Below are 24,393 nucleotides of genomic sequence, written 5' to 3' on the forward strand. Positions count from 1 at the left end.
GGTGGTGGGTACCTGCCCCGGGGTCCGCCGTCCCCCGCTCGGGTCGCCGGCTTCCCTACGGAGGCGTAGGTTACGGCCACGGAGCCGGGCCGCAGCCGCGCCGGCCGCATCCCCACCTCGGTCGCCCGGAGGCCCCTTGTCCGCTCCTGCTCGCACCCGACCCATGGCGCCTCCGCGCGCCGCAGAACCACACGCCGGGCTGCCGGCCAACGCGATCGGCCGGCGCAAGAGCGTCCTCGAGATCGTCACCCTCTACGCCTTCGTGGTCGTGCCCTTCCTCGCCATCGCGGCGGTCGTCCCGGCCGTGTGGGGCTGGGGGCTGTCCTGGCTCGACGTCGGGCTCGCCGTCGGCTTCTACTTCTTCACGCTGCTCGGCGTGACCGTGGGCTACCACCGGTACTTCACGCACGGCTCCTTCAAGGCCAAGCGCCCCTTGCGGCTGCTGCTGGCCGTCGCCGGCTCGATGGCCGTGCAGGGCCCGGTCGTGCAGTGGGTGGCCGACCACCGGCGGCACCACGCCTTCTCCGACCGCGACGGCGACCCGCACTCGCCGTGGCGCTACGGCACCGACGCCCGCGCGCTGCTCAAGGGCATGTTCCACGCCCACCTCGGCTGGCTGTTCGAGCGGCGCAAGACCAGCCAGGAGCGCTACGCACCGGACCTGATGAAGGACTCCGCGCTGGTCACCACCGACCGCCTGTTCACGGTGTGGGCGGCGATCAGCCTCTTCCTCCCGGCCGTCATCGGCGGCCTGGTGACGACGAGCTGGGCCGGCGCCTGGACGGCGTTCTTCTGGGCCGGGTTGGTGCGCATCGGCCTGCTGCACCACGTCACCTGGTCGATCAACTCGGTCTGCCACGTGGTCGGTGACCGGCCCTTCGTCTCCCCCGGCCGCGACCGGGCGACGAACTTCTGGCCGCTGGCGATCCTCAGCGCGGGCGAGTCGTGGCACAACCTCCACCACGCCGACCCCACGTGCGCGCGGCACGGTGTGCTGCGCGGTCAGATCGACATCAGCGCCCGCACCATCTGGGTGTTCGAGAAGCTCGGCTGGGCGTCGAACGTGAAGTGGCCCGACCCGGTGCGGCTCGCGGCCAAGCGTCGCGCCCCCGCTGCGGCCGGCAGCTGACGGTCCCCTCCCCGGCGTCTCCTCCGCCCGGGCATCCCGCGATCTCCCGGGCGCCCGGGCCGGAGCCGTCCTCCGGGCACGGTGGCGGGGTGAGCGCATCCGGCACGGCGTCCCCGGCCGGGTCCCGTCCGAAGCGGGGCCGGGTGCGCATGACCGGTCCCGAGCGGCGGAGCCAGCTGCTCGACGTGGGCCGCGAGCTGTTCGCCCTCAAAGGGTTCGAGGCCACCTCGGTCGAGGAGATCGCCGCACACGCCGCGGTGAGCAAGCCGGTCGTCTACGAGCACTTCGGCGGCAAGGAGGGGTTGCACGCCGTCGTCGTCGACCGGGAGATGCACCGCCTGCTCGACCGGTTCGGCGCCGCCGTGTCGGCGCCCGGCCACCCCCGGGAGCTGCTCGAGCGCGCGGCGCTGGTCCTCCTCGACTACATCGAGGCGGACACCGACGGCTTCCGGGTGCTCACCCGCGACACCCCCGTGACGAGCGGGGGCGGCTCGTTCGGGTCGCTGATCGGCGACCTCGCCCGCCAGGTCGAGCACGTCCTGGCACGGGAGTTCGCGATCCGCGGCTACCAGACGGAGCTGGCCCCGCTCTACAGCCAGGCGCTGGTGGGCATGGTGGCGCTGGCCGGCCAGTGGTGGCTGGAGACCCGCTCCCCGGGCAGGCACGAGGTGGCCGCCCACCTGGTGAACCTGGCCTACAACGGCCTGGCCCACCTCGACCCCCATCCGTTCCCGCATCCGCCCGCTGGCTCCGGGCCGCCCGCTGGCTAGGGGACGACGCGGGCCCCGGGCACCGGCCCGCTGACCGCCCGCACGGTGCGGAAGACCCCGGCACCGGCGAGCTCGGCCGCCAGCCGGACGGCGCCCTGCTCGTCGGCCGCCAGCGCCGCCACCGTGGGCCCCGACCCGCTCACCAGCGCGGCGAGAGCACCGGCGTCCTCCGCCGCGCGCAGGGCCCGGCGAAGGTCGGGCCGCAGGTTCAGCGCGGCCGGCTGCATGTCGTTGGACAGCGCGGCCGCGAGCTCGGCGGCCGTGCCGACGCGCAGGGCGGCGAGGACGGGGTCGGGCGGCGTCGGCCCGGCCACGTCCGGCACCCGGCCCTCGGCGCGCAGCCGGTCGAGTTCGCCGTAGACCGCCGGGGTGGAGAGCCCTTCTCCGGCCATGCCGAGCACCCAGTGCCACCGGCCGGCGGCCAGCACCGGAGACACGTGCTCACCCCGCCCGGTGCCGAGGGCGACACCGCCGACGAGGCCGAACGGCACGTCGCTGCCGAGCTGGGCTGCCAGCCGCAGGAGGTCCTCGCGGCCGACGCGGGTGCCCCACAGCGCGTCGAGGGCCACCAGCGTCGCGGCGGCGTCCGCGCTGCCGCCGGCCAGCCCCCCGGCGACAGGGATGTTCTTCGCGACCTCCAGGTCCGCGTCGGGCCGGACGCCGGCGGACTCCGCCAGCAGCTCGGCCGCGCGCCAGACGAGGTTGGTGCGGTCGCTGGGCACCTGCCCGGGGCCGCTCGCCGCACCGGCGCCCTCGCCGGAGAGCCGCAGGGACAGCCCCTCCCCCGGCCGGGCGGTGACCGTGTCGTACAGCGAGACGGCGAAGTAGACGGTGGCCAGGCCGTGGAAGCCGTCGGCGCGCAGCGGGCCGACGCCCAGGTGGACGTTCAGCTTCGCCGGCGCCCGGACGACCACGGCCTCCCGGGCGGTCCCGGTCGCGCCGCTGCTCACGCCTGCACCGCCTCGGTGGCCGCCAGGCGTGCGAAGTCGGTGACCGAGAGCTGCTCGCCCCGGGCGGAGGGATCGATGCCGGCCGCCCGCAGCCGCGCCTCCGCCGCGGCCGGGCTGCCCGCCCACCGTGCGAGCGCCGCGCGCAGGCCCTTGCGGCGCATGCCGAAGGCCGCGTCCACGACGGCGAAGGTCGCCTCTCGGTCGCCCGGCGGCGGTGGGCGCCGGACCAGGCCCACGAGGCCGGAGTCGACGTTCGGCTCGGGCCAGAAGACCCGGCGTCCGACGCTGCCGGCCCGGCGCACCTCGCCGTACCAGGCCGCCTTCACCGAAGGGACGCCGTAGGCCGGGGCCCCGGGTGCCGCGGCGAGCCGCTCGGCCACCTCGGCCTGCACCAGGATCATCGCCCGGTCCAGGGTCGGCAGCAGCTCCAGCAGGGTCAGCAGCACCGGGACGGCGACGTTGTAGGGCAGGTTCGCGACCAGCGTGGTCGGGGACGGCCCCGGCAGCTCCGTCACGCGGAGGGCGTCGCCCTCCACGACCGTGAGCCGGTCGGCCAGGTCGGGACGGCGCTCGGCGACGGTCCGGGGCAGGAGGGTCACCAGCCGGGGATCGATCTCCACCGCCGTCACGTGCGCCGCCACCGGGAGCAGGCCCAGGGTGAGCGAGCCGAGGCCGGGGCCGACCTCCAGGACGACGTCGTCGGGCCGCACCCCCGCGGTGCGCACGATCCGCCGGATCGTGTTCGCGTCGTGCAGGAAATTCTGCCCGAGCGCCTTGGTGGGACGCAGGTCGAGCTGCTGGGCCAGGTCGCGGATCGCGGCCGGGCCCAGCAGCCCGTCGGCCTGTTCGGGTGTGGTGCTCAGCGGGGGCTCAGCTGAACAGGCGGGGCCCGCAGTGCGGCCACTGGCCGGCGCCCGAGGCGTCGTAGAGGAGCTGCGCGCGGAAGGTCTGCTCGTCGGCGGAGGCAGCCGACGGGAGACCGCTCCCCCCGACCGCCTGCCACGTGGCCACGGAGAACTGGTAGAGCCCGTGGTACTTCCCCGTGCTGCTCACCGCGTTCGCTCGGCCGCCGGACTCGCACGCCGCGAGGGCGGCCCAGTTGAGGCCGTCGGCGGAGGGGCTGTTCGTGGGGCGGGCCTTGGTGCCGACCGCCACGAGCTCGTCGACCGGCGCCCGGCTGACGGTGGTGGACAGCTGCTCCCGGGACGTCTCCCGGCCGTCGATCGCGGTCACGCGGTAGGTGGTGGTCTGCTCGCCGTCGACGCCCGGCCGGGTGACCGTCTCGTCGCCCGCGAACGCCTCGGCGTCCTTGGTCTCCACGCGCCCGTGCGCAACCGGGGTGGTCTCGGTGACCTCGGTGACCTGCACCCGGAACACCTGCAGGCGCATCCGGTCGAGCAGCGCCTGGGTGGGCTTGAGGCTGGTGCGGTCGGTGTCGCTGAGCGCGATGCCCTGCTCGGCGAGCAGGTCGCCGGCCGTCGCGGCGGTCGTGGTCACCGTGTGCTCCGCGCCGTCGGCCACCAGCACGATCTGCTTCGGCGTGGTGATCGACAGCTGCATGCCCTCGAGCGGCAGGCGGTCGCTGCGGCTGGCGGAGAGGACCAGGCCGTCGGCGCGGAAGCCGAGCTGGTCGAGCGCCTCCTCGACCGACAGCGCGGTCACCTGCACCGAGCGCGAGACGCCGTCCACGGTGAGCTGCAGCGGCCGGGCCCGGTTGAGGACGACGGTGTCGCCGTCGGCCACCTCCTGGTCCGCCGCCGGCAGGACGACGTCGTGGGCGGCGAGGGTGATGCCCTCCTCCTCCAGCAGGTCGCCCACGGTGCCGGCGTAGGTGCCGACGTCGCGGGCCTGGCCATCGACGGTGAGCGCGACGGACTTCTGGGCGAGGAAGAAGGCCAGCGTCCCGCCCACCAGTCCGAGGAGGACGAGGGCGAAGAGGCTGAGCTGCAGGGAGCGGCGCACGACACTTCCAGGGGTCACAGAACCCGGGCAGGAGAACGGCCGGGCCACCGGGGCGGCCCGGCCGCGGGTGCCGGCTCGGGCAGCGGCCGCCGGGAGATCCCGGTCGCGCGCCACCCGGGTCGCTCTCCACCCCGGCTGTCGATCACGACACGATAACGAACACTCTGCGCGTGGCATCGGTGCACGACGAGTGAAACAGACCGGCCAGCTGCGCGCCGTAGACGCGCCCACACCGATCGTGACGGACGAGCCGGGTGGTGCGGATGTGACGTGAGCGCGGCCACTCGTACGGGGGTGACCAAGCACACGGCGTGGGCGGGCCACCGCGGGAAGGGGACGGCGCGGTGTCAGCCCGCCAGCGCAGGCGCGCTCGTCCGCACCGGCCGGAGCCAGCTGAGCAGGAAGCCGGTCACGGCCAACCCGGCGGCCAGCGCGGAGAACCCACCGGCCACGAGAGCAACGGGGAGGACGTCGAAGTTCTCGCTGACCCGTTCCCCGAGGTCCAGCCCGGCGCGCAGCAGGAGCGTGCCGAACGGCAGCAGGGCGGTCACGCTCGCGGCCGCAACCACCAGGTGCGCCGTCCACGTGCGCAGCGCCTCGTCGATCGGCACATCGGCCCCCTCGGCGGGCAGCGGTCGGACCAGCGCCCTGAGCAGTGCGCCCTCCGCCAGCAGCCAGGCCGTCAGCGGGACGACGACCACCGCCCAGACGGTGGTGTCACCCAACGCACCGGAGGACCACAGCCACCCGGCCGTCACCAGCTCCGCGGCGACCACCAGGCGCATCGTCCAGACCAGCCAGGCGGAGATCTGCTCGACCTGGCGCGGGCGGCGCGGCGGTGAGCTCAGCGCCCACCGCGGGCGCGGGCGGGTCACCTCGGCCAGCAGGACCCCGGCCAGCAGCCCGACCGAGAGCACGGGGATCCACAGGAACACCGATGCCTCGGCGAGGACGACCACGCTGACCACGATCCCGGCCAGGCCCAGGAGCAGGCCCAGCCGGCGCCAGCGGCGTCCGTGGGCCGCCTGCCGACGCAGCGTCGCCGCCCCCTCCGGAGTCGGCTCGGCCAGTTCCACCGCCCCGCCGGCGACCGCGCGGCGATCCGCCGCGAGCTTCCAGGCACGGGCCAGCAGCACGCCCGGCACCAGCAGAGCGACGAAGACCACGACCGCGATGAGACGACCCACGGTGCTGATTGTCGTCCTCCGGACGACACCGCGGCCACGTGCCGTCCGCTATTTCTGTTGAGCCTCACATACCCCACGCCGGGGGAGGCTCCGCCCCCCCCGCTCGGAACGACCCTGCAGCTACCGGTGGGCGTCGTCCGCCCAGCTGCCGAAGACGCGCTCGGCGGTGGCGGTGAGGGCGTGGCAGAGCTCGGCCAGCTCGGTGCCGGTGACCTCGGCCAGCGCACGGACCGTGTGCGGAACCAGCCGCGAGGCGTTCGGGCGGCCCCGGAACGGCACCGGGGTGAGGAACGGTGAGTCGGTCTCCACCAGCAGCTGGGCCGGCGGGGTGAGCGCCGCCGCCTCGCGCAGGTACCCGGCGTTGGCGAACGTCAGCGTGCCCGCGAACGACAGCACGTAGCCCCGCTCGACGCACGCCCTGGCGAACACCGCGTCGCCGGAGAAGCAGTGGAAGACGGTTCGCTCGGGGGCGCCCTCGTCCTCGAGCACCCGGAGGATCTCCTCGTGCGCGTCCCGGTCGTGGATGACCAGTGCGACGCCGTGCTCCTTGGCGATCCGGATGTGCGCCCGGAACGACGCCTCCTGGGCCGCCCAGCCCCCCGGGCCGGTGCGGTACCGGTCCAGCCCCGTCTCCCCTACCGCGCGCACCCTCGGCAGCGCGGCCAGCCGGTCGATCTCGGCGAGCGCCTCGTCGGTCGCCCGGCCGTCACCGGCCTCGTTGGGGTGCAGCGCGACGGCGGCCAGCACGTTGGGGTGCCGGGCCGCCACCGCCGCCGACCACCGCGAGGAGGCGACGTCGACACCGACCTGCACCAACCGCGGGACGCCGACCGCCTCGGCCGCGGCGATCTCCGCGTCGACGGCGGCCTCGGACGCCCACTCGCCGTGCTCGCTCATCGCCGGGCGCTCCCCCAGGACGATGTCCAGGTGGGTGTGGCTGTCGAGCGCGGGCGCCGGCAGCGGCTCGGGGGACGGCGGCGGCTCGCCGCGCCTGTTGGCGCGCGACGCGGCCGACCGGCTCACTGCGCCTTCTCCTCCAGCCGGGCCAGCTCCTCGGCCACCACCGAGTCGTCGAGCTTCCTGAAGATCGGAGTGGGGGGGACCAGCGGGGTGCCCGGCGGCGGGATCGGGGTGGACCCCCAGCCGGCCTGCCCCTCGTCGTAGTCCCCGGTGATGATCGGGTACGGCGAGCCGTCGTCGAGGTCGGCAACCTCCTCGATCCGCGGGGCGGGTGACCAGACTCCCGTGCCGCCGAGCAGCTCGTGCACCTTCTGCGCCGAGTGCGGGAGGAACGGGGTGAGCAGGGCGTTGCAGTCCTTGATCGCCTGCAGCGCCGTGTGCAGGACGGTGTCCCGGCGGGCCGGGTCCTCCTTGAGCTTCCACGGCGCCTGGTCCGACAGGTACTTGTTCGCCTCGGCGACGACCCGCATCGCCTCGCCGATGGCCGCCTTCTGCCGGTTGCGGGACAGCAGCTCCCCGACCGGTGCGAACGCGCCGGAGGTCGTGTCCAGCAGCGCACGGTCGGCCTCGGTCAGCGCCCCAGGGGCCGGGACGGCGCCCACGTTCTTGGCCGCCATCGACACCGTGCGGTTGACCAGGTTGCCCCACCCGGCGACCAGCTCGTCGTTGTTGCGGCGCAGGAACTCCGCCCAGGTGAAGTCGGTGTCCTGGTTCTCCGGCCCGGCGACGGCGATGAAGTAGCGCAGCGCGTCGGCGTCATAGCGGGCGAGGAAGTCGCGGACGTAGATGACCACGTTGCGGGAGGAGGAGAACTTGCGCCCCTCCATCGTGAGGAACTCGCTGGAGACCACCTCGGTCGGCAGGTTCAGCCGGCCGAGGGAGCCCGGGGTCCCACCCTTGTCGCCCGCGCCGTTGTAGCCGAGCAGCTGGGCCGGCCAGATCTCGGAGTGGAAGACGATGTTGTCCTTGCCCATGAAGTAGTAGGCGTCCGCGTCCGGCGTCTGCCACCACTGCCGCCAGGCGTCCGGGTCCCCGGAGCGGCGGGCCCACTCGATCGACGCCGACAGGTAGCCGACGACGGCGTCGAACCAGACGTAGATGCGCTTGTCGGGCCGGTCGCGCCACCCGTCGAGCGGCACCGGCACGCCCCAGTCGATGTCCCGGGTGTAGCTGCGCGGCTTGAGGTCCTCCAGCAGGTTGACGCTGAAGTTCAGCACGTTGGGCCGCCAGCTCGTGCGGGTGCCCAGCCAGTCGCCCAGCGCCCGGGTGAACGCCGGCAGGTCGAGGAAGTAGTGCTCCTCCTCGACGAACTTCGGCGTCTCGCCGTTGATCTTGCTGACGGGGTTGACCAGCTCGATCGGGTCGAGCTGGTTGCCGCAGTTGTCGCACTGGTCGCCGCGCGCGCCGTCGTAGCCGCAGATCGGGCAGGTGCCCTCGATGTAGCGGTCGGGCAGGGTGCGGCCGGTGCTCGGGCTGATCGCGCCGAGCGTCGTCTTCGGGAAGACGTAGCCGTTCTTGAGCAGGCCGAGGAAGATCTCCTGGCTGATCTGCGCATGGTTGGCCGTCGTCGTCCGGGTGAACAGGTCGTAGCTCAGCCCGAGGGACTGCAGGTCGCCCACGATGATCCGGTTGTTCCGGTCGGCGATCTGCCGGGGCGTGATGCCCTCGGCGTCGGCGGCGACCGTGATCGGGGTGCCGTGCTCGTCGGTGCCGCTCACCATCAGCACCCGGTTCCCGGCCATCCGGTGGTAGCGGCTGAAGACGTCGGAGGGGACGCCGAAGCCGGAGACGTGGCCGATGTGCCGCGGGCCGTTGGCGTAGGGCCAGGCGACTGCGGTCAGGATGTGCCGATCACTCACGCCGATGAGCCTAGGCGGCGTGGTCCAGCCGATCCCCCGCGCGGGCGGGAGAGGCGGGTCTCAGCGCTGTGAGACGACGCTCGTGGCGGGCCCGGCCGGGTCCGCGTCGGCCGGGTCGAGGACGACGAGGCCACCCAGCACCAGGGCGATGAGGCCGAGGGTGACCGTGCACAGCGACCGGTGGACCGACACCGGATCGGGTCGGCGCAGCCGCACGCGCGGGCCCCGCCGTACCCACTCCCGCGCCGACGGCGCGTCGGCCAGGAGCAGCTTGCCGACCGGCAGCGCGATCGCCGCCGCGAACAGCAACGGCAGCGGAACCTGGCCGGTCAGGACCTCCGGCAGCGGCAGCACGACCGCGACCGCACCCAGGAGCGAGACGACCACGAGCTCGGCGAGGGAGGTGAGCACCAGGAGCCTGCGGCCGGAGCCGTCGACCAGCGCTGCGCCCGCACCGGCGGACAGGACGATCCAGCCGGCCAGGGTGACCAGGCCGAGGACGACCAGCCAGCCGGCCGGCCGGACCGGTGCGGCGAGGACGGCGTCGATCCTGGTCAGCCCCGTGGCCAGCAGGCCGATCGCCTCGAGGACGGCGAGCAGCTCGGCCGCGAGGGCGGCAGCGGGCACCCGACGCCGCACGTCGGACGAGCCGCCGTCCACCGTGGCGGACCGCGCCGGAACGGCGTACCGGGACCCGACGGTGTCGCGGACGTCGAGAACGGTGCTCGCCACGAAGATCTCTCCCTGACCGGTGGGGGCTGTCACCGGTCAGGTCGGCGCCCCGGGTGGCTCGCTGGACCCGCCGGAGGCCGGTCTCACCCCGTGGGGTCAGTGCCGTTGCCCGTCCGCACGGGACGGCAGCGTCGGCCACCGGGGATGCGCGCGCCTACGCTGCACACCGCCCCGACGACCCGGGAGGAGGGGGACCCGCCGTGAGCACCAGGGACGACCCACCGGTGGCACCGCTCGAACTGGCCTCCCAGGTACCACCGCCGGGATCGCCGCCCACGCTGCGACCCCGCCCGGCCGGGCGGCAGGAGCAGATGCCGACGCGCCGACCCGGGACGGCGGCCGTCATCGACTGCGCCGTGTACGTGGACGGCCGCCGCCAGGAGGCGGTGCGCCCGGCGGACGCGTTGCGGGTCGCCGAGGAACGGGGCGGGTTCGTGTGGCTGGGCCTCTACGCCCCGGACGAGGACGAGCTGGGGGCGATCGCCGAGGAGTACGACCTGCACCCGCTGGCGGTGGAGGACGCCGTCTACGCCCACCAGCGCCCGAAGCTGGAGCGCTACGACGACGCGCTGTTCATGGTGCTCAAGACCGCCACCTACGTCGAGCACGAGGAGCTCACCGCGACCAGCGAGGTCGTGGACACCGGCGAGGTGATGGTCTTCCTCGGACCGAACTACGTCATCACCGTCCGGCACGGTGAGCACGGCGGACTGGGCGAGCTCCGGCACCGGCTGGAGGAGCAGCGGGAGCTGCTGTGCCTCGGGCCCGCCGCCGTCCTCTACGCCGTCGCCGACCTCGTGGTGGACTCCTTCGTCGACGTCACGGCCGCGGTCGAGCAGGACGTGGAGGAGCTCGAGGCCTCGGTGTTCAGCCCCGAGCGCACCGACGACGTCGGGCGGCTGTACCAGCTGAAGCGGGAGCTCATGTCGCTGCGGCGGGCGGTCTCCCCGCTGGAGGTGCCGCTGCAGAAGCTGGCCGAGCGGCCGGTCGACGTCGTGCCGGACGCGATGCGCTCCTACTTCCGCGACGTCTTCGACCACGCCGTCCGGGTGCGCGACCAGGTGAGCGGGCTCGACGAGCTGCTCACCTCGATCCTGCAGGCGTCCCTGGCCCGGACGCAGATGGCCGACAACGAGGACATGCGGAAGATCTCGGCCTACGCCGGCATCATCGCCGTCCCCACGGCGATCGCCGGGATCTACGGGATGAACTTCACCTACATGCCCGAGCTGGACGAGAAGTGGGGCTATCCGGCGGTGCTGCTGGTCATCCTCACCGCCATCGTGCTGCTCTACCGGGGCTTCAGACGCAACGGCTGGCTCTGACCCGCACCCTCGCCGTTCGTGCACGGATGGTCGTCATCAGGGGTTCACCACGACCGTTCGTGCACGAACGGCGCTGTCACCGCGCCAGCGCCGAACGGATCGTCGCCAGCAGCCGTGCCGGATCGTGCAGGTCGGCGGCGGTCACGAAGACGACGCGCCAGCCCGCCTCCTGCAGCCGGTTGAGCCGCCGTCTGTCCCGGGCCAGCTGACCCTTCTGACCGTGCCATGCCCCGTCGTACTCGACGGCGACCTTCAGCTCCGGCCAGGCGAAGTCGACGCGGGCCACGAACCCGCCGTCGTGCCGGACGACGTGCTGCGCCACCGGAGCAGGGAGCCGGCCGCGGTGCATGAGGAGTCGCAGTCGCGTCTCCTGAGGCGACTCGGCGAGCCCGTCCGCCAACGCGCACACCGCCCGCACCCGTGCCGATGCGGCACCGGGCAGGCCGGCGCGTGCCCGCAGTTCGCCCAAGTCGAGGCCCGTCGCCGCGAGCATCCGGTCGATCGCCACCACGGCCTCGTCCCGGGGCGGCAGGCCTGCCAGGCGCAGCGCCGTCGCCAGTGACGTGGTGACGCGGACGCCGGCCCGACGGCAGACGTCCGACTCGTCCAGGGACGTGCGGCGGACGATCAGCCCCGGGTGCCGTCGCGGGTTCGATCCGGCCGGCACGGTCAGCTCGACGTCATCCCTGACGTCCACCAGGTCGACACCCCAGAGCACCGCCGCGCTGGCGCCGGTCACCACCGCACCCGGCACCAGGACCGTGGCCGCGGCTCTGGCGCGTAGCCGGTGCGTGACCGGAACGGTGGCGTCGACGTAGACGTCCTGAAGCGACGGCGCCACGCGGGGCCGCGCAACTGCTGCCGGGTGAGGAGCCCTGCACGCACCGCGGCACTGCCGAGCAAGAACGTGCCGCGGAGACGGTCGGGAACGCGCGGCTGGTCGGGCACCGAGGCAGGGTCCCCGGCGACGTGCGGAGCGCGCCCTCCGCCGTCCACAGGCAGCCTCACGTGCACAGATCGGTGTCTCCCGCTCCGGGAGGCAGCCGTTCGTGCACGAACAGTGGAGGGCCACGCTGAGCGGGCAGTCGCGGCTAACCCTTCGCGGCGACGACGGCGTCGTAGACGGCGCGGCGCGGCAGCCCGGTGCGGGCCATGACCGCCCGGATCGCGTCCTTGCGGGTCGCGCCGGCCGCCTCCTCCGCCGCGACCTCCGCCGCCAGCTGGGCAGGCGTCAGGTCCACCGCCCGCTCCGGCGCCCCGGCGACGACGAGGGTGATCTCGCCGCGCACCCCGTCGGCGGCCCAGGTGGCGAGTTCGGCCAGCCCGCCGCGCCGGACCTCCTCGTGGGTCTTGGTCAGCTCCCGGCAGACGGCGGCCGGCCGGTCGTCGCCCAGCACGGCCGCGGCGTCGGCGAGCGCGTCGGCCAGCCGGTGCGGGGACTCGAAGAACACCATCGTGCGGCGCTCGTCGGCCAGCCCGGCGAACCGGGACCGCCGCTCGCCGCCCTTGCGCGGCAGGAAGCCCTCGAAGCAGAAGCGGTCCACCGGAAGGCCGGAGACCGCGAGCGCCGTGATCACCGCCGACGGCCCCGGCACCGAGGTCACCTCGATGCCGGCGTCGATCGCCGCACGTACCAGCGTGTACCCGGGGTCGGAGACCGAGGGCATTCCGGCGTCGGTGAGCAGCAGCACCGTCCGGCCTTCGGTCAGGGCCGCCAGCAGCCCGGGCAGCCGGGCGCGCTCCACCGACTCGTGGAAGGTGACCACCCGACCGGTCAGCCTGACCTCGAGGTCGGCGGCCAGCCGGTGCAGCCGCCGGGTGTCCTCGCACGCGAGGACGTCGGCGGTGGCCATCGCCGCCCGCAGCCGCGGACCGACGTCCCCGGGTTGCCCGAGGGGCGCGCCACCCAGCACCAGCCGTCCGCTCACGCCGACGAGCCTGTCACGACCCGTCTCTCCGGCCCGCCTGCAGGGGCCCGGCGCGAGCCTGCGAGTGCCGGAGGGCGAGCGGGTCCGTTGTCTACCCTGACCGCATGGCGGTGCTGGCGCCCGAACGGGTGGGCGGGGACCCGCAGGGTGCTTCGCCTCCGGTGCCCCCGGGGGTGCGCCGCCTGCCTCCTCCCCGGCCGCGCAGGGACGTCGTCCCACCGCTGCCCGGTGACCGCCGGACGGCGTGGATCATCGCCGCCGTCCTGGGCGCGCTCGCCCTCACCGTCCGGCTCTGGGGCATCGGCTACCCGCGCGACCTGCTGTTCGACGAGGCGTACTACCCGCCGGAGGCGCAGGAGCTGCTCGTCTGGGGCCACGAGTACAACCGCGGCTACTCCTTCATCGTCCACCCGCCGCTGGGAAAGTGGCTGATCGCGGCCGGGGAGCTGCTGTTCGGGTACGACTCCTTCGGCTGGCGCTTCCCGTCGGCGGTGGCGGGCTCGATCGCCGTCGTCGTGCTGTTCCGGCTGGCCCGCAGGCTGACCGGGTCGACGACGGTCGGCCTGTTCGCCGGGCTGCTCCTGCTGGTGGACGGCTTCGCGTTCACGATCTCCCGCATCGGCCTGCTCGACGTGTTCCTGCAGGTGTTCGTGCTGGGTGCGGTCGCCTGCCTGCTCGTCGACCGCGACGTCGTGCGGGCCCGGGTCCGGGCGGCCGGCGAGGTCGCGGGCGGCGGGTTCCGGCTCGGGCCGCGCGGCTGGCGGATCGCCGCCGGGTTCCTGTTCGGCTGCGCCTGTGCGGTCAAGTGGAGCGGGGTCTGGTTCCTCGCCTTCTTCGCCGTCCTGTCGCTGTTCTGGGACCGCGCGGCCTGGCGCGAGGCCGGGGTGCGGCGGCCCACCCGGACGGCGGCCCGCCGCGGGCTGCCCGGTGCGCTCTGGGCACTGGCCGCCGTGCCGGTGCTCACGTACCTCGCGAGCTTCACCGGCTGGTTCCTCGGCGAGACGTCGCAGGGCAAGGCCTGGGCCCAGCAGAACCCGGAGACGGCGTTCCCGTGGGTGCCCGACGCGCTGCGCTCGCTGTGGCACCAGCACGCCGAGTGGCTCCGGTTCCACAACGGCCTGTCCAGCCCGCACCCGTGGGAGTCCGGGCCCTGGTCGTGGCTGGTCAACGGCCGACCGATCCTGCTGTGGAACCCGCAGGGCCTCGTCGACGCCGAGGGCGAGCAGGTGGTGCGCTACATCCTCATGGTCGGGACGCCGACTCTGTGGCTGGCCTTCGCGCCCGCGGCGGTCTGGCTGCTGTGGCGGATCGTCGCGCGGCGGGATCCGGCGGCCCTGACCGTCGCCGTCGGCATCGCGGCGGGCTGGCTGACCTGGTTCGTGAACCTCGAGCGCACGATGTTCAGCTTCTACATGGCGCCGGTCCTCCCCTTCTTCGTGCTCGCGGTCGCGCTGGCGCTGCAGGACGTGGTGGGGCGCCCTGGCGCGGCCGAGTGGCGCCGGCGCGTCGGCCTGGCCGCCGCCTGCGGCTACGTCGCCGTCGTGGCGGCCACCTTCGTCCACTTCTGGCCGGTGCTCACCGGGCAGCCCCTCTCGCACGCGGAGTGGCTGCAGCGCATGTGGTTCCCGTCGTGGTTCTGACTCGGGGTGGCCGCGCGCGTGGTTGCGGCCTGGGGCCCCTCGTCGAGCAGCGTTCCCTCCGGCGCGACAGCGAGCCGCGCCCGCGCGGGGCGGGCACCCCGCGGGGTGCCCGGCGCCGGTGTCGCCGTGGCGGGGGTTCCCGCCCGGCGGTCAGGCCGGGGAGCCGGGCTGCAGCTGCGGGAGGACCAGCGACCAGAACGAGTCCAGCCGGCCGGCGAGGTCGCGCCGGGCGCTGAGCTCCTGCGAGACCTGCTGCATGCCGAAGAAGCTCGCCACGATGACCTGGGCGGTGCCCACCGGGTCGGCCGCAGCGTTGATCTGCCCCCGCTGCTGCCCCTCGGTGATCAGCCGGGTCAGCGCGTGCTGCCAGCCGACGTAGGGCTGCGGCAGCTTGGCCAGGGCGTCCGGCGGGAGCTCGGACATCAGCCGCTTGGAGGCCCGGACGACCGGGTCCCGCGCGAACTGCTCCCCCGCCACGTAGGTGACGGCGACCAGTGCTGCGAGCGCGTCGTCGTGGGAATCCATCACCCCGCGCAGCATGACCGGCCAGGTCTCGAACATCTGGTGGACGACCGCGATCGCCACGCTCTCCTTGGACTCGAAGTGCCAGTAGAGCGCGCCCTTGGTCATCCCGGTGCCGGTGACGATGTCGGCGAGGGACGTGGCCGCGTACCCGCGTTCGCTGAACTCCCGGGCGGCGACGTCGATGATGAGCTGGCGGGTGGCGGCGCTGTCGCCGGCCCGCCCGCGGGCCCGCCCCGACGAGGAGGGGGCGCCCACGGGTGTCTCAGCCATGCAACCGCCTCCCGCGGGACGCCCTGCCCCGTGTCGCCGGGGAGCCTAGCGGTCGCGGCGGTGCGATCGGCCGTCCGACACAACGACGTCGGCGCCGCCGGGGTGGGACCCCGACGGCGCCGACGCTGTGCTGGTGGAGCTGAGGGGATTTGAACCCCTGACCCCCTCGATGCGAACGAGGTGCGCTACCGGTCTGCGCCACAGCCCCAAGTGCTGGAGGAAGACTACCGCCAGGCCCCTCCGGCCCTGCCACCGGGGCAGGGCCGGAGAGAGTCGCTCGCGACCGCTCAGGCGTTGGCCGCGCGCGGCGGCTCGTACTCGTCGATGTCGGCGAAGCCGATGTCGTCGTCGTCGAGGCCCACCACGGCGCTGTTCTGCCAGCCGGCGGGCGCCGGGGTGCGGGCGGCGACGACCCGCCCCGGGCGGAGCGTGTGCACCGGGGCGAGCGGGAGGCTCGGGTGCTGCAGCCCGGGCAGGGCGTCCTGCGCGACCGTCTCGTGCACCTCTGCGGAGGCCGTGCGCTGCACGGGCGCCGGGGCCGGCGCGGGCGCCGGACGCGCGGCGGGGCGGACCGAGGCGCGCGCGGCCTGCCGCGCGGCGGCCCGGGCGGCGCGGCGGGCGGCGAGCCGCTCGCGGCGGGCCACCTTCCGCAGCACGAGCACGTAGCCGACCGTCGCGAGGGTGAAGAACGCCTGGGCGATCCACAGCCACGGCGTGAGGAGCAGCGCGCCGGCCAGCGACGCGACCGTGAGGGCCACCAGGCCACCCAGCGCACGGCGGCGCGCCGCGTGCACGTCCACCCTCAGCTCGCCGCTGGTGCGCAGGACCTCGCGGTCGATCGACACCCGCTCGGTCTCCGCGTGCCGCACCGTGTCCACCGACCTCCGCCGCTGCAACGTCCGACCCGAGTCGGCAGGCTCCGCCCGGCCGTCCTGCCCGTCGCCGCGGGTCACCACCATGGGCACCAGCACGACGAACCACAGCACGACCAGAGCCGCCAGAAGCACGCCCGATCCCATACGACACCACCTGTCACATCAGTCACTCGCCGGGCGAGGTTATGCAGCAGGGCGGGCGGGATCAGGGAGGCGCGCGGGCGTGTCACCGATGTGTTGTGGGACCGGTGTGACGACGGACGGCGCGTCCTCGTCATCCACCCCGGCGACGCCCACCCTGCGTGCTATGTCGGCGAACCGATCAGTCGACGGGTCGACCCGGGGCCATCCCTCGCCAGCGGTCGAGCACCCCGCCCGGCAGATCCTCGGCGAGCAGGGCGTATGCCAGGTGGTCACGCCAGCCGCCGTCGATGTCCAGGTAGCGCCGCAGCAGGCCCTCCCGCTGGAACCCCAGCCGCTCCACCAGTCGCTGGCTCGCGAGGTTCTCCGGCCGGATGTCGGCCTGCAGGCGGTGCAGGCCCGCGGGACCGAACGCGTGGTCGCACACCAGGGCCACCGCCAGCGAGGCGACGCCCCGCCCGGCGGACGAGCGGTCGATCCAGTAGCCGAGGGACCCGGCGCGCAGCGCGCCCCGCACGATGTTGTCCACCGTCACCTGACCGGCCAGGCGGCCCTCGACCCGGACTGCGAACGGCAGCGAGGTGCCCTGCCGTGCCCGGCGGGCCATCACCCGTCGCATCGCCCGGTAGGCGGCCGGGGTGTGCCGGGCCTGCCAGCCGACGGTGGCGGTCGGCTCCCACGGGCGGAGCCAGTCCTCGTTGGCCAGCCGTAGGCGGCTCCACTCCGCGGCGTCGTCCCGGCGCAGCGGGTGGAGCTCCACCGGGCCCCAGGTCAGGCTCGCGGGCCAGCCTGGGTGCAGGACGGGATCGATCACGGGGTCGCGTCAGCCACCGAGCAGCAGCGGCATGACGGTGACCAGACCGCCGGCGGCGACCTCGGTGACGTCCTCGTCGATGACGATCAGGCAGTTCGCCCGCGCCATCCGGGCCAGGAGGGCGTCGGTGGCCTCACCCACCGGCTCCACCACGTAGCCGCCGTCGGGGTGCCGCATCACGGTGCCGTGCAGGTACTGGCGGTACCCCAGCGGGGAGAGCAGCTGCTGGCCGGCGATCGCCTGCACGGTCCGGCGGAACAGCTGGCGCTTGCCGAGCATCAACCGGATGGCGGGCCGGACGAACACCTCGAAGGCGACCAGCGCGGCGACGGGCTCCCCCGGCACGCAGATCACCGGAACCTCGTCGCGGCCCAGCCGGCCGAAGCCCTGCGCGGGCCCGGGGTGCATCGCGACCTGGCGGAACCGCATCCGGCCGAGACCGGCGAGCGCCTCCTGCACCATGTCGAACCCGCCGCTGCCGAAGGTGCCGGAGACCAGAACCAGATCGCTGCGCAGCAGCTGGCTCTCCAGCACCTCGGTCAGGCGCCGCTGGTCGCTCGGCAGGATGCCCGACCGGTAGGCGTCGGCACCGGCGTCCCGGGCCGCCGCGGCCAGCGCGTAGCTGTTGACGTCGACCGCCTGGCCGGGCGCGGGGGTGGCGCTCACGTCCACCAGTTCGGGACCGGCGCTCAGCACGGCGACCCGCGGTCGTGGCCGGACGAGCACGCGCTCGCGCCCGACGGCTGCGAGCAGGCTGATCTGGGCGGGGCCGATCGGGGTCCCGACGTGCACCGCGGGGTCCCCCGGGGCGATGTCGTCACCGGTGAGGCGGACGTAGCTGCCGGCCGGCGGCCCGGCGAGGACCGAGACCCGGGCCGCACCGTTGTCGGTCCACACCCCCGGCACGACGACGTCGGCGCCGGAGGGGAGCATCGCCCCGGCGGCCACCTTGAGCGCCAGCCCCGGCCCGATCGACGACGGCTCGCCGGCCCCCGCCCCGCTCTCGCCGACGACGGGCAGCTCCACCGGCTCGGCCACGGTGGCGGCGGCGACGTCCTCGGCCCGGGCGGCGTAGCCGTCCAGCGCCGCCTGGTCGAAGGCGGGCAGCGCCCGCTGGCTGACGACGTCCTCGGCGCACAGCAGCCCCTGCGCGTCGAGCACCGCCAGCTCGATCGGGTCCGGCTGCGGGACCGCGGCGAGGATCTCGTCGAGGTGCCGCTCGACGGTGCGCACCTGCGGCGAGGCGTCGGAGCGGCCGTCGGCCGGCAGCGGGACGGGGCCGGTGGCCCCGCGCGGCGCGGGCACCTGGTCGCCGGGAGGCCCGGACCCGGCCTGGGTGCCGCGCGGCCCGACCGGGCCGGTGACCCGCGGTGGCGCCATGGGCATGTCGACCTGGGCGGTGTCCCGGTGAACCCGGGAACCTCCGCCGCCGATGCTGCCGTCGTCGTTCTGCCCGGACATCCTCACCACCGTCGTCCCGCGGCGCCGTCCGCCGGCGCCGCACGTGCGGCGGCGCCGGCCCGGAGGGGGCCGGCGTCGCGCCGCAGTCCGATCGTGCCCTCGCGGGCGCCGGTCAGGACGACGACGCGCCCTCGGCGGGCAGCTCGGTGACGAAGTTCCGCAGCCAGCCGCGCAGCGACGGGCCGAGGTCGTCGCGCTCGACGGCCAGCTGGATGACGGCCTTGAGGTAGTCCAGCTTGTCGCCGGTGTCGTAGCGCCGGCCGCTGAAGACCACCCCGTGGACGGGCGCACCGCGCTCGACCAGCGTGGCCAGCGCATCGGTCAGCTGGATCTCCCCGCCGCGGCCGGGGGGCGTCTTCCGGAGCACCTCGAAGATCTCCGGGGCGAGCACGTAGCGGCCGATGATCGCCAGGCTGCTGGGCGCCTCGTCGACCGGCGGCTTCTCGACCAGACCGGTGATCGCGACGACGTCGCCGCCGTCAGCGGTCGGCTCGACGGCCACGGCGCCGTACTTGTCGATGTTCTCCCGGCCCACGTCGAGCAGCGCGACCACCGAGCCACCGTGCTGGGCCTGGACGGCGAGCATCCGCTCGAGCAGGTGGTCGCGGGCGTCGATCAGGTCGTCGCCCAGCAGCACCGCGAACGGCTCGTCGCCGACGAAGGCGGCCGCCTGGAGCACCGCGTGGCCCAGCCCTCGCGCCTCGCCCTGACGGACGAAGTGCACCTGCGCGACCTCGGTGGATTCGTGCACGGCGGCCAGCCGCGAGGCGTCGCCCTTCTTCTCCAGGGCGGCCTCCAGCTCGGGCGTGCGGTCGAAGAAGTCCTCGATGGCGGCCTTGTTCCGGCCGGTGACCATCAGCACCTCGGGCAGCCCGGCGCGGGCGGCCTCCTCGACGATGTACTGCAGCGCCGGCCGGTCCACCACCGGCAGCAGCTCCTTGGGCACGGCCTTGGTGGCGGGCAGGAACCGGGTGCCCATGCCTGCGACGGGGATGACCGCCTTCCGGGCCGGACGGGTGCTGGACGTCGACATGCGGGCAGCCTAGCTAGCCTGCGCCGGTGAGCACCTCGCCCGAGGGAGGCATCGCCAAGTCGGCGGTCCGTGCGGAGCTGCTGCGCCGCCGGGCGGCGCGTCCCGGCGGCGAGCGGGCGGCGGGCTCGGCGGCGGTGGCGGCGACGCTCGCGGCGCGGCTGGCGGGCACCCCGGTGATCGCCGCGTTCGTGCCCGACCCGACCGAGGCCGGGCACGGCCACCTCCCCGCAGCCCTCGCCGTCGGCGGCGCCCGCGTGCTCCTCCCGGTCGTGCCCGCCCGCGGCCGGGAGCTGGACTGGGCAGAGCACACCGGGGAGCTGGCGCCCGGGCGGTTCGGCCTGCTCGAGCCTCCCGGTCCGCGGCTGGGCCCGGCGGCGATCGGGGCGGCCGGCGCCGTGGTCGTCCCGGCCGCGGCGGTCGCCCGCGACGGGGCGCGGCTGGGCCGCGGCGGCGGGTACTACGACCGCGCCCTGCGGCACACCCACCCGGACGTGGTGCTGGTGGCCGTCGTCTTCGACGACGAACTGGTCGACCACCTGCCCACCGAGGCGCACGACGTGCGCGTGACCGCGGTCGTCACCCCGTCCGGCGGATGGCAGGCGCTACCGGCGGGTCACTGAGACAGTGGGACCCTCGTCGCCCCCGACGCCGTGGAGGGATCGTGTCCCCAGAGATCGTCACCATCGTGGCGCTGGTCGTCATCTTCGCCATCGCCACGTTCCTGCCGATCAACATGGGGGCGCTGGCGTTCGTCGCCGCCTTCGTCGTCGGCACCCTGTCGGTGGGGCTGACGACCGACGACATCATCGCCGGCTTCCCCGCCGGGCTGGTGCTGACGCTCATCGGCGTCACGTACCTGTTCGCCATCGCGCAGAACAACGGCACCGTCGACCTGCTGGTCAGGGGCGCGGTGAAGATGGTCGGCGGCCACGTCGCCGCGATCCCGTGGGTGATGTTCTTCGTCACCGCGGTGCTCACCGCCATCGGAGCGCTCTCCCCGGCCGCGGTGGCGATCATCGCGCCGATCGCGCTCACCTTCGCCGCGCGGCACGACATCAGCCCGCTGCTGATGGGCATGATGGTCATCCACGGCGCCCAGGGCGGCGGCTTCTCCCCGATCAGCGTCTACGGCGTCACGGTCAACACGATCGTCGAGGGCGAGGACCTGCCCAGCAGCCCGCTGACGGTCTTCCTCGGTGCGCTCCTGTTCAACATCGCCATCGCGGTCGTGCTGTTCTTCGTCCTGGGCGGGCGGAAGCTGATCGGCCGCAAGGTGGCCGCCGAGCCCATCGCGCACACCGAGCACGCCCACGGCACGCTGGTCCGCGGCCACGGCGCGGCGCCCGGCCCCGCGGTCGGCGGCGACGACGACGAGCACATCCACCCCGACCGCCCCGAACCCGTCCGGTTCGAGCAGGTCCTCACGCTGATCGGGCTGGTCGTCGTCGCGGTCCTGGCGCTCGCCTTCGACCTGGACATCGGTTTCGTGGCGATCACGGTCGCCGTCGTCCTGGCGCTGTTCTCGGCGCAGCAGCACAAGGGGGCGGTCACGCAGATCAGCTGGTCGACGATCCTCCTCATCGCCGGCGTGCTGACCTTCGTGTCCGTGCTGGAGGAGGCCGGCACGATCGACTACGTCGGCGACGCGGTCATCGGGCTCGGCGTGCCGCTGCTCATCGCCCTGCTCCTCGCCTACATCGGCGGAGTGGTCTCGGCCTTCGCGTCGTCGACGGCGATCATCGGCGTGGCCATCCTGCTCGCCGTTCCGTTCCTCGAGGCCGGGCAGATCAGCGCGGTGGGCGTGGTGGTCGCGCTGTCCGTGGCCTCGACCATCGTCGACGTGAGCCCGTTCTCCACGAACGGTGCGCTGGTCCTGGCGAATGCGCAGGACATCGACCGCGACCGCTTCTACAAGCAGATCCTGGCCTACGCCGCGATCGTCGTGGCCGTCGGGCCGCTGCTGTCGTGGCTGGTCTTCGTCGTCCCCGGCTGGCTGTGAGGAGATCCTGGCCCAGATTGCTTAGCGCTGAGAGACTGCACGCACGCCTCCGCGGGAGCGGGGCATGACCGAGGGAGAGACCTGTGTCCGGACCGCTGGACGGCGTGCTCGTCGTCGACCTGACCCGCGCCCTGGCGGGGCCGCACGCCGCGATGATGCTGGGCGATCTCGGCGCACGGGTGATCAAGGTGGAGAGCCCCGGCAGCGGTGACGACACCCGCAGCTGGGGGCCGCCGTTCGTCCAGCCCGACCAGGGCGAGCGGGAGTCGACCTACTTCCTCTCGACCAACCGGAACAAGGAGTCGATCACCCTCGACCTCAAGGACGACGGGGACAAGGCGGTGCTCACCGAGCTGCTCCGACGCGCCGACGTGCTGCTGGAGAACTTCCGCCCGGGCACGCTGGCGCGGCTGGGGTTCGGCACCGACGTGCTCGCCGAGCTGAACCCCCGGCTGGTGACCCTGGCGATCAGCGGCTTCGGCCACGACGGCCCCGAGGGCGGCCGGGCCGGCTACGACCAGATCGCGCAGGGCGAGGGCGGCCTCATGTCGCTCACCGGCTCCGGGCCGGACGACCCGCAGCGGGTCGGCGTGCCGATCGGCGACCTGCTGGCCGGCATGTACGGCGCCTACGGCGTGGTGGCCGCGCTGATGGAACGGGAGCGGACCGGTCGCGGGCAGGTGGTGCGCACCTCCCTGCTCGCCGCGATTGTCGGCGTGCACGCCTTCCAGGGCACCCGGTGGACCGTCGCCGGTGAGGTCGGGGCCGCGCAGGGCAACCACCACCCCTCGATCGCCCCCTACGGGCTGTTCCGCTGCAAGGGCGGCAGCGTCCAGGTGGCCTGCGCCAACGACTCGCTCTGGCGCCGGCTCTGCGCCGAGTTCGGGTTCGACCCCGAAGCACCCGGGATGGCCACCAACGGCGACCGGGTGGAGCACCGCCAGGAGGTGATCGCGCTGCTCGAGGGCGCCTTCGCCGACATCTCCGCCGAGGAGCTGCTGGCCCGGCTCGGCCGGGTGGGCATCCCCTCGGGAAAGGTCCGCACCCTCGACGAGGTCTACACCTGGGACCAGGCGCTGTCCCAGGGCCTGCTCGTCGACGTCGAGCACGCCACGCTGGGCCCGCTGCAGCTGCCCGGCCCGCCGCTGCGATTCTTCCACCCGGGTTCGGACGGCGAGACGGAGACCACCCGCCGGGAGCACGCCGCTCCCCCGGTGCTCGGTGCCGACGGCGACGCGATCCGCGCCTGGCTGAACGGCCCCGCCACGTGAGCGCCACCCCCGCCCGCCTCGATGCCCGGGCCCTGCGCGACCTGGTGCTCGATCCCGGGTCGTGGCAGTCCTGGGACTCCCCCGTCCCGCCCCGCGACGTCAGCGAGGGTTACGCCGCCGAGCTGGCCCGCGCCGCGGAGAAGAGCCGGCAGGACGAGTCGGTCATCACCGGCGAGGGGACGCTGCGCGGCCGCCGTGTCGCCGTCGTCGCCGGGGAGTTCGGCTTCCTCGCGGGCTCCATCGGGGTCGCCGCCGCGGAACGGCTGATCGCCGCGGTGGAGCGGGCCACCGACGAGGGGCTCCCGCTGCTGGCCGCCCCGGTGTCCGGCGGCACCCGTATGCAGGAAGGCACGGTCGCCTTCCTCCAGATGATCGGCATCACCGCCGCCATCGCCCGGCACAAGGAGGCCGGGCTGCCGTACCTCGTGTACCTCCGGCACCCGACCTTCGGCGGCGTCCTCGCCTCCTGGGGGTCGCTCGGCCACGTCACCATCGCCGAGCCGGGCGCCTCGATCGGCTTCCTGGGGCCCCGGGTGTTCGAGGCGCTCTACGGCGAGCCCTTCCCGGCCGACGTGCAGACCGCCGAGAACCTGGCCGAGCACGGGCTGATCGACGCCGTCGTCCCGCACGAGCAGATCGCCGAGGTCGCCGACCGCGCCCTGCGCGTGCTGTCGGCCCGGCAGACCTGGCACCTCGACGTCCGGGACGCCGAACGGCCCACGCCCGAGGACGGCACCGGCGCCGACGACCCGGAGGACCACCGGACCGCCTGGGACGTCGTGACCGCCTCCCGGCGGGAGGACCGGCCGGGGGTGCGGCGGCTGCTGCGCACCGCGGCGACCGACGTCGTCGGCCTCTCCGGCACCGGGGCGGGCGAGAAGGACCCCGGCCTGCTGCTGGCGCTGGCCCGATTCGGCGGGGCTCCGTGCGTCGTGCTGGGGCAGGACCGGCGCGGGCAGTCGTTCTCGGCGCCGCTGGGCCCGGCCGCGCTGCGGGAGGCCCGCCGCGGCATGCACCTGGCCGAGCAGCTGCGGCTGCCGCTGGTGACCCTCATCGACACCCCCGGCGCCGCGCTCTCCCGCGAGGCCGAGGAAGGTGGGCTGGCCGGGGAGATCGCCCGCTGCCTGCACGATCTGGTGGTGCTCAAGGCCCCGACGCTGGCGGTCCTGCTCGGGCAGGGCACCGGCGGCGGGGCGCTCGCACTCGTCCCCGCCGACCGGGTGCTGGCCGCGGCCAACGGCTGGCTGGGGCCGCTGCCCCCGGAGGGCGCCTCGGCGATCGTGCACCGCACCGTCGAGCGCGCCGACGAGATGGCGGCCGACCAGGGCGTGCGCGCCACCGACCTCTGGCGGGCCGGGATCGTCGACCGGGTGGTGCCCGAGCGGCCCGACGCCGCCGACGAGCCGACCGAGTTCTGCCTGCGGCTGGGCCGGGTGCTGGGCGAGGAGCTGGCCGGCCTGCTCGGCCGCGACGACACCGAGCGCTTCCGCACCCGGCTGCACCGCTACCGCCACCTCGGCCGCTGACCTCCGTGATGATCAGGTCACCTGGTCATCATCACG

Annotated in this window: 22 protein-coding genes and 1 tRNA gene; 8 read left to right on the forward strand and 15 right to left on the reverse strand. The window is 74.5% G+C overall.

The genetic code is table 11. The annotated features are described in order from the left end of the window. The first annotated feature begins 163 nt into the window (after positions 1-163). Positions 164-1,129 carry an acyl-CoA desaturase gene (locus tag ACI791_RS04320; protein ID WP_456584914.1) on the forward strand — a complete coding sequence of 322 codons (966 nt, stop codon included), beginning with the start codon at positions 164-166 and terminating at the stop codon, positions 1,127-1,129. Positions 1,130-1,218: 89 nt separating this feature from the next. After that, positions 1,219-1,899: a TetR/AcrR family transcriptional regulator gene (locus ACI791_RS04325; protein ID WP_456584915.1), complete on the forward strand. Its 681-nt coding sequence runs from the start codon at positions 1,219-1,221 to the stop codon at positions 1,897-1,899. Here ACI791_RS04325 and ACI791_RS04330 read toward each other — a convergent pair. The 7 genes from ACI791_RS04330 to ACI791_RS04360 form a co-directional block, all read right to left on the reverse strand. Further along, a complete protein-coding gene (locus ACI791_RS04330) occupies positions 1,896-2,849 on the reverse strand; it encodes a 4-(cytidine 5'-diphospho)-2-C-methyl-D-erythritol kinase (protein ID WP_456584916.1) in 954 nt (317 codons plus the stop codon). The two genes, ACI791_RS04325 and ACI791_RS04330, sit on opposite strands and share 4 nt — an antisense overlap. Next, entirely contained in the window at positions 2,846-3,574 is a 729-nt protein-coding gene (gene rsmA / locus ACI791_RS04335; RefSeq protein WP_456584917.1) for a 16S rRNA (adenine(1518)-N(6)/adenine(1519)-N(6))-dimethyltransferase RsmA, read from the reverse strand. The genes ACI791_RS04330 and rsmA overlap by 4 nt, the downstream gene beginning before the upstream one ends. Positions 3,575-3,719: 145 nt before the next feature. Then, a complete protein-coding gene (locus ACI791_RS04340) occupies positions 3,720-4,811 on the reverse strand; it encodes a ubiquitin-like domain-containing protein (protein ID WP_456584918.1) in 1,092 nt (363 codons plus the stop codon). Positions 4,812-5,158: 347 nt separating this feature from the next. Further along, positions 5,159-5,998, reverse strand: a complete 840-nt coding sequence (locus ACI791_RS04345) for a hypothetical protein (RefSeq protein ID WP_456584919.1) — start codon at positions 5,996-5,998, stop codon at positions 5,159-5,161. Between the two features lie 120 nt (positions 5,999-6,118). Continuing rightward, entirely contained in the window at positions 6,119-7,021 is a 903-nt protein-coding gene (locus ACI791_RS04350; protein WP_456584920.1) for a TatD family hydrolase, read from the reverse strand. Further along, on the reverse strand, positions 7,018-8,817 hold the full coding sequence (metG, locus tag ACI791_RS04355; RefSeq protein ID WP_456584921.1) for a methionine--tRNA ligase: 1,800 nt from the start codon (positions 8,815-8,817) through the stop codon (positions 7,018-7,020). The genes ACI791_RS04350 and metG overlap by 4 nt, the downstream gene beginning before the upstream one ends. A gap of 60 nt (positions 8,818-8,877) precedes the next feature. Next, positions 8,878-9,549 carry a hypothetical protein gene (locus ACI791_RS04360; RefSeq protein WP_456584922.1) on the reverse strand — a complete coding sequence of 224 codons (672 nt, stop codon included), beginning with the start codon at positions 9,547-9,549 and terminating at the stop codon, positions 8,878-8,880. Positions 9,550-9,749: 200 nt separating this feature from the next. Here ACI791_RS04360 and corA point away from each other — a divergent pair, with 200 nt between their 5' ends. Then, entirely contained in the window at positions 9,750-10,874 is a 1,125-nt protein-coding gene (gene corA, locus ACI791_RS04365; protein WP_456584923.1) for a magnesium/cobalt transporter CorA, read from the forward strand. Between the two features lie 76 nt (positions 10,875-10,950). Here corA and ACI791_RS04370 read toward each other — a convergent pair whose 3' ends face one another. Further along, on the reverse strand, positions 10,951-11,715 hold the full coding sequence (locus ACI791_RS04370; protein WP_456584924.1) for an endonuclease domain-containing protein: 765 nt from the start codon (positions 11,713-11,715) through the stop codon (positions 10,951-10,953). A gap of 250 nt (positions 11,716-11,965) precedes the next feature. After that, positions 11,966-12,802, reverse strand: coding sequence for a 16S rRNA (cytidine(1402)-2'-O)-methyltransferase (rsmI, locus tag ACI791_RS04375; RefSeq protein WP_456584925.1), 837 nt, complete (start codon positions 12,800-12,802; stop codon positions 11,966-11,968). Positions 12,803-12,906: 104 nt separating this feature from the next. Between rsmI and ACI791_RS04380 the strand changes: the two genes are divergently transcribed. After that, on the forward strand, positions 12,907-14,442 hold the full coding sequence (locus ACI791_RS04380) for a dolichyl-phosphate-mannose--protein mannosyltransferase (protein ID WP_456584926.1): 1,536 nt from the start codon (positions 12,907-12,909) through the stop codon (positions 14,440-14,442). A 150-nt stretch (positions 14,443-14,592) separates the two neighbouring features. Here ACI791_RS04380 and ACI791_RS04385 read toward each other — a convergent pair whose 3' ends face one another. From ACI791_RS04385 to galU, 6 genes are all read right to left on the reverse strand, one after another. Continuing rightward, positions 14,593-15,237, reverse strand: a complete 645-nt coding sequence (locus tag ACI791_RS04385; protein WP_456584927.1) for a ScbR family autoregulator-binding transcription factor — start codon at positions 15,235-15,237, stop codon at positions 14,593-14,595. A gap of 131 nt (positions 15,238-15,368) precedes the next feature. Then, positions 15,369-15,445 (reverse strand) — tRNA-Ala (locus tag ACI791_RS04390). Between the two features lie 79 nt (positions 15,446-15,524). After that, complete coding sequence (locus ACI791_RS04395; RefSeq protein ID WP_456584928.1) at positions 15,525-16,244, reverse strand: hypothetical protein; 720 nt, start codon at positions 16,242-16,244, stop codon at positions 15,525-15,527. Between the two features lie 190 nt (positions 16,245-16,434). Next, complete coding sequence (locus tag ACI791_RS04400) at positions 16,435-17,067, reverse strand: GNAT family N-acetyltransferase (RefSeq protein WP_456584929.1); 633 nt, start codon at positions 17,065-17,067, stop codon at positions 16,435-16,437. Between the two features lie 9 nt (positions 17,068-17,076). Then, the gene (gene glp / locus ACI791_RS04405) at positions 17,077-18,528 is read right to left on the reverse strand and encodes a molybdotransferase-like divisome protein Glp (RefSeq protein WP_456584930.1); all 1,452 of its coding nucleotides are present in this window, start codon (positions 18,526-18,528) and stop codon (positions 17,077-17,079) included. A gap of 112 nt (positions 18,529-18,640) precedes the next feature. Continuing rightward, positions 18,641-19,561 (reverse strand): UTP--glucose-1-phosphate uridylyltransferase GalU, encoded by a 921-nt coding sequence (galU, locus tag ACI791_RS04410; protein ID WP_456584931.1) that lies wholly within the window; start codon positions 19,559-19,561, stop codon positions 18,641-18,643. A 26-nt stretch (positions 19,562-19,587) separates the two neighbouring features. Here galU and ACI791_RS04415 point away from each other — a divergent pair, with 26 nt between their 5' ends. From ACI791_RS04415 to ACI791_RS04430, 4 genes are all read left to right on the forward strand, one after another. Beyond that, complete coding sequence (locus tag ACI791_RS04415) at positions 19,588-20,181, forward strand: 5-formyltetrahydrofolate cyclo-ligase (RefSeq protein WP_456584932.1); 594 nt, start codon at positions 19,588-19,590, stop codon at positions 20,179-20,181. Positions 20,182-20,222: 41 nt separating this feature from the next. Continuing rightward, a complete protein-coding gene (locus ACI791_RS04420) occupies positions 20,223-21,560 on the forward strand; it encodes an SLC13 family permease (protein ID WP_456584933.1) in 1,338 nt (445 codons plus the stop codon). Positions 21,561-21,643: 83 nt separating this feature from the next. After that, a complete protein-coding gene (locus tag ACI791_RS04425) occupies positions 21,644-22,831 on the forward strand; it encodes a CaiB/BaiF CoA transferase family protein (RefSeq protein WP_456584934.1) in 1,188 nt (395 codons plus the stop codon). Further along, positions 22,828-24,357, forward strand: coding sequence for a carboxyl transferase domain-containing protein (locus ACI791_RS04430; RefSeq protein ID WP_456584935.1), 1,530 nt, complete (start codon positions 22,828-22,830; stop codon positions 24,355-24,357). Before ACI791_RS04425 ends, ACI791_RS04430 begins: the two co-directional genes overlap by 4 nt. Positions 24,358-24,393: the final 36 nt, after the last annotated feature.

Source organism: Blastococcus sp. SYSU DS0973, assembly GCF_054051055.1.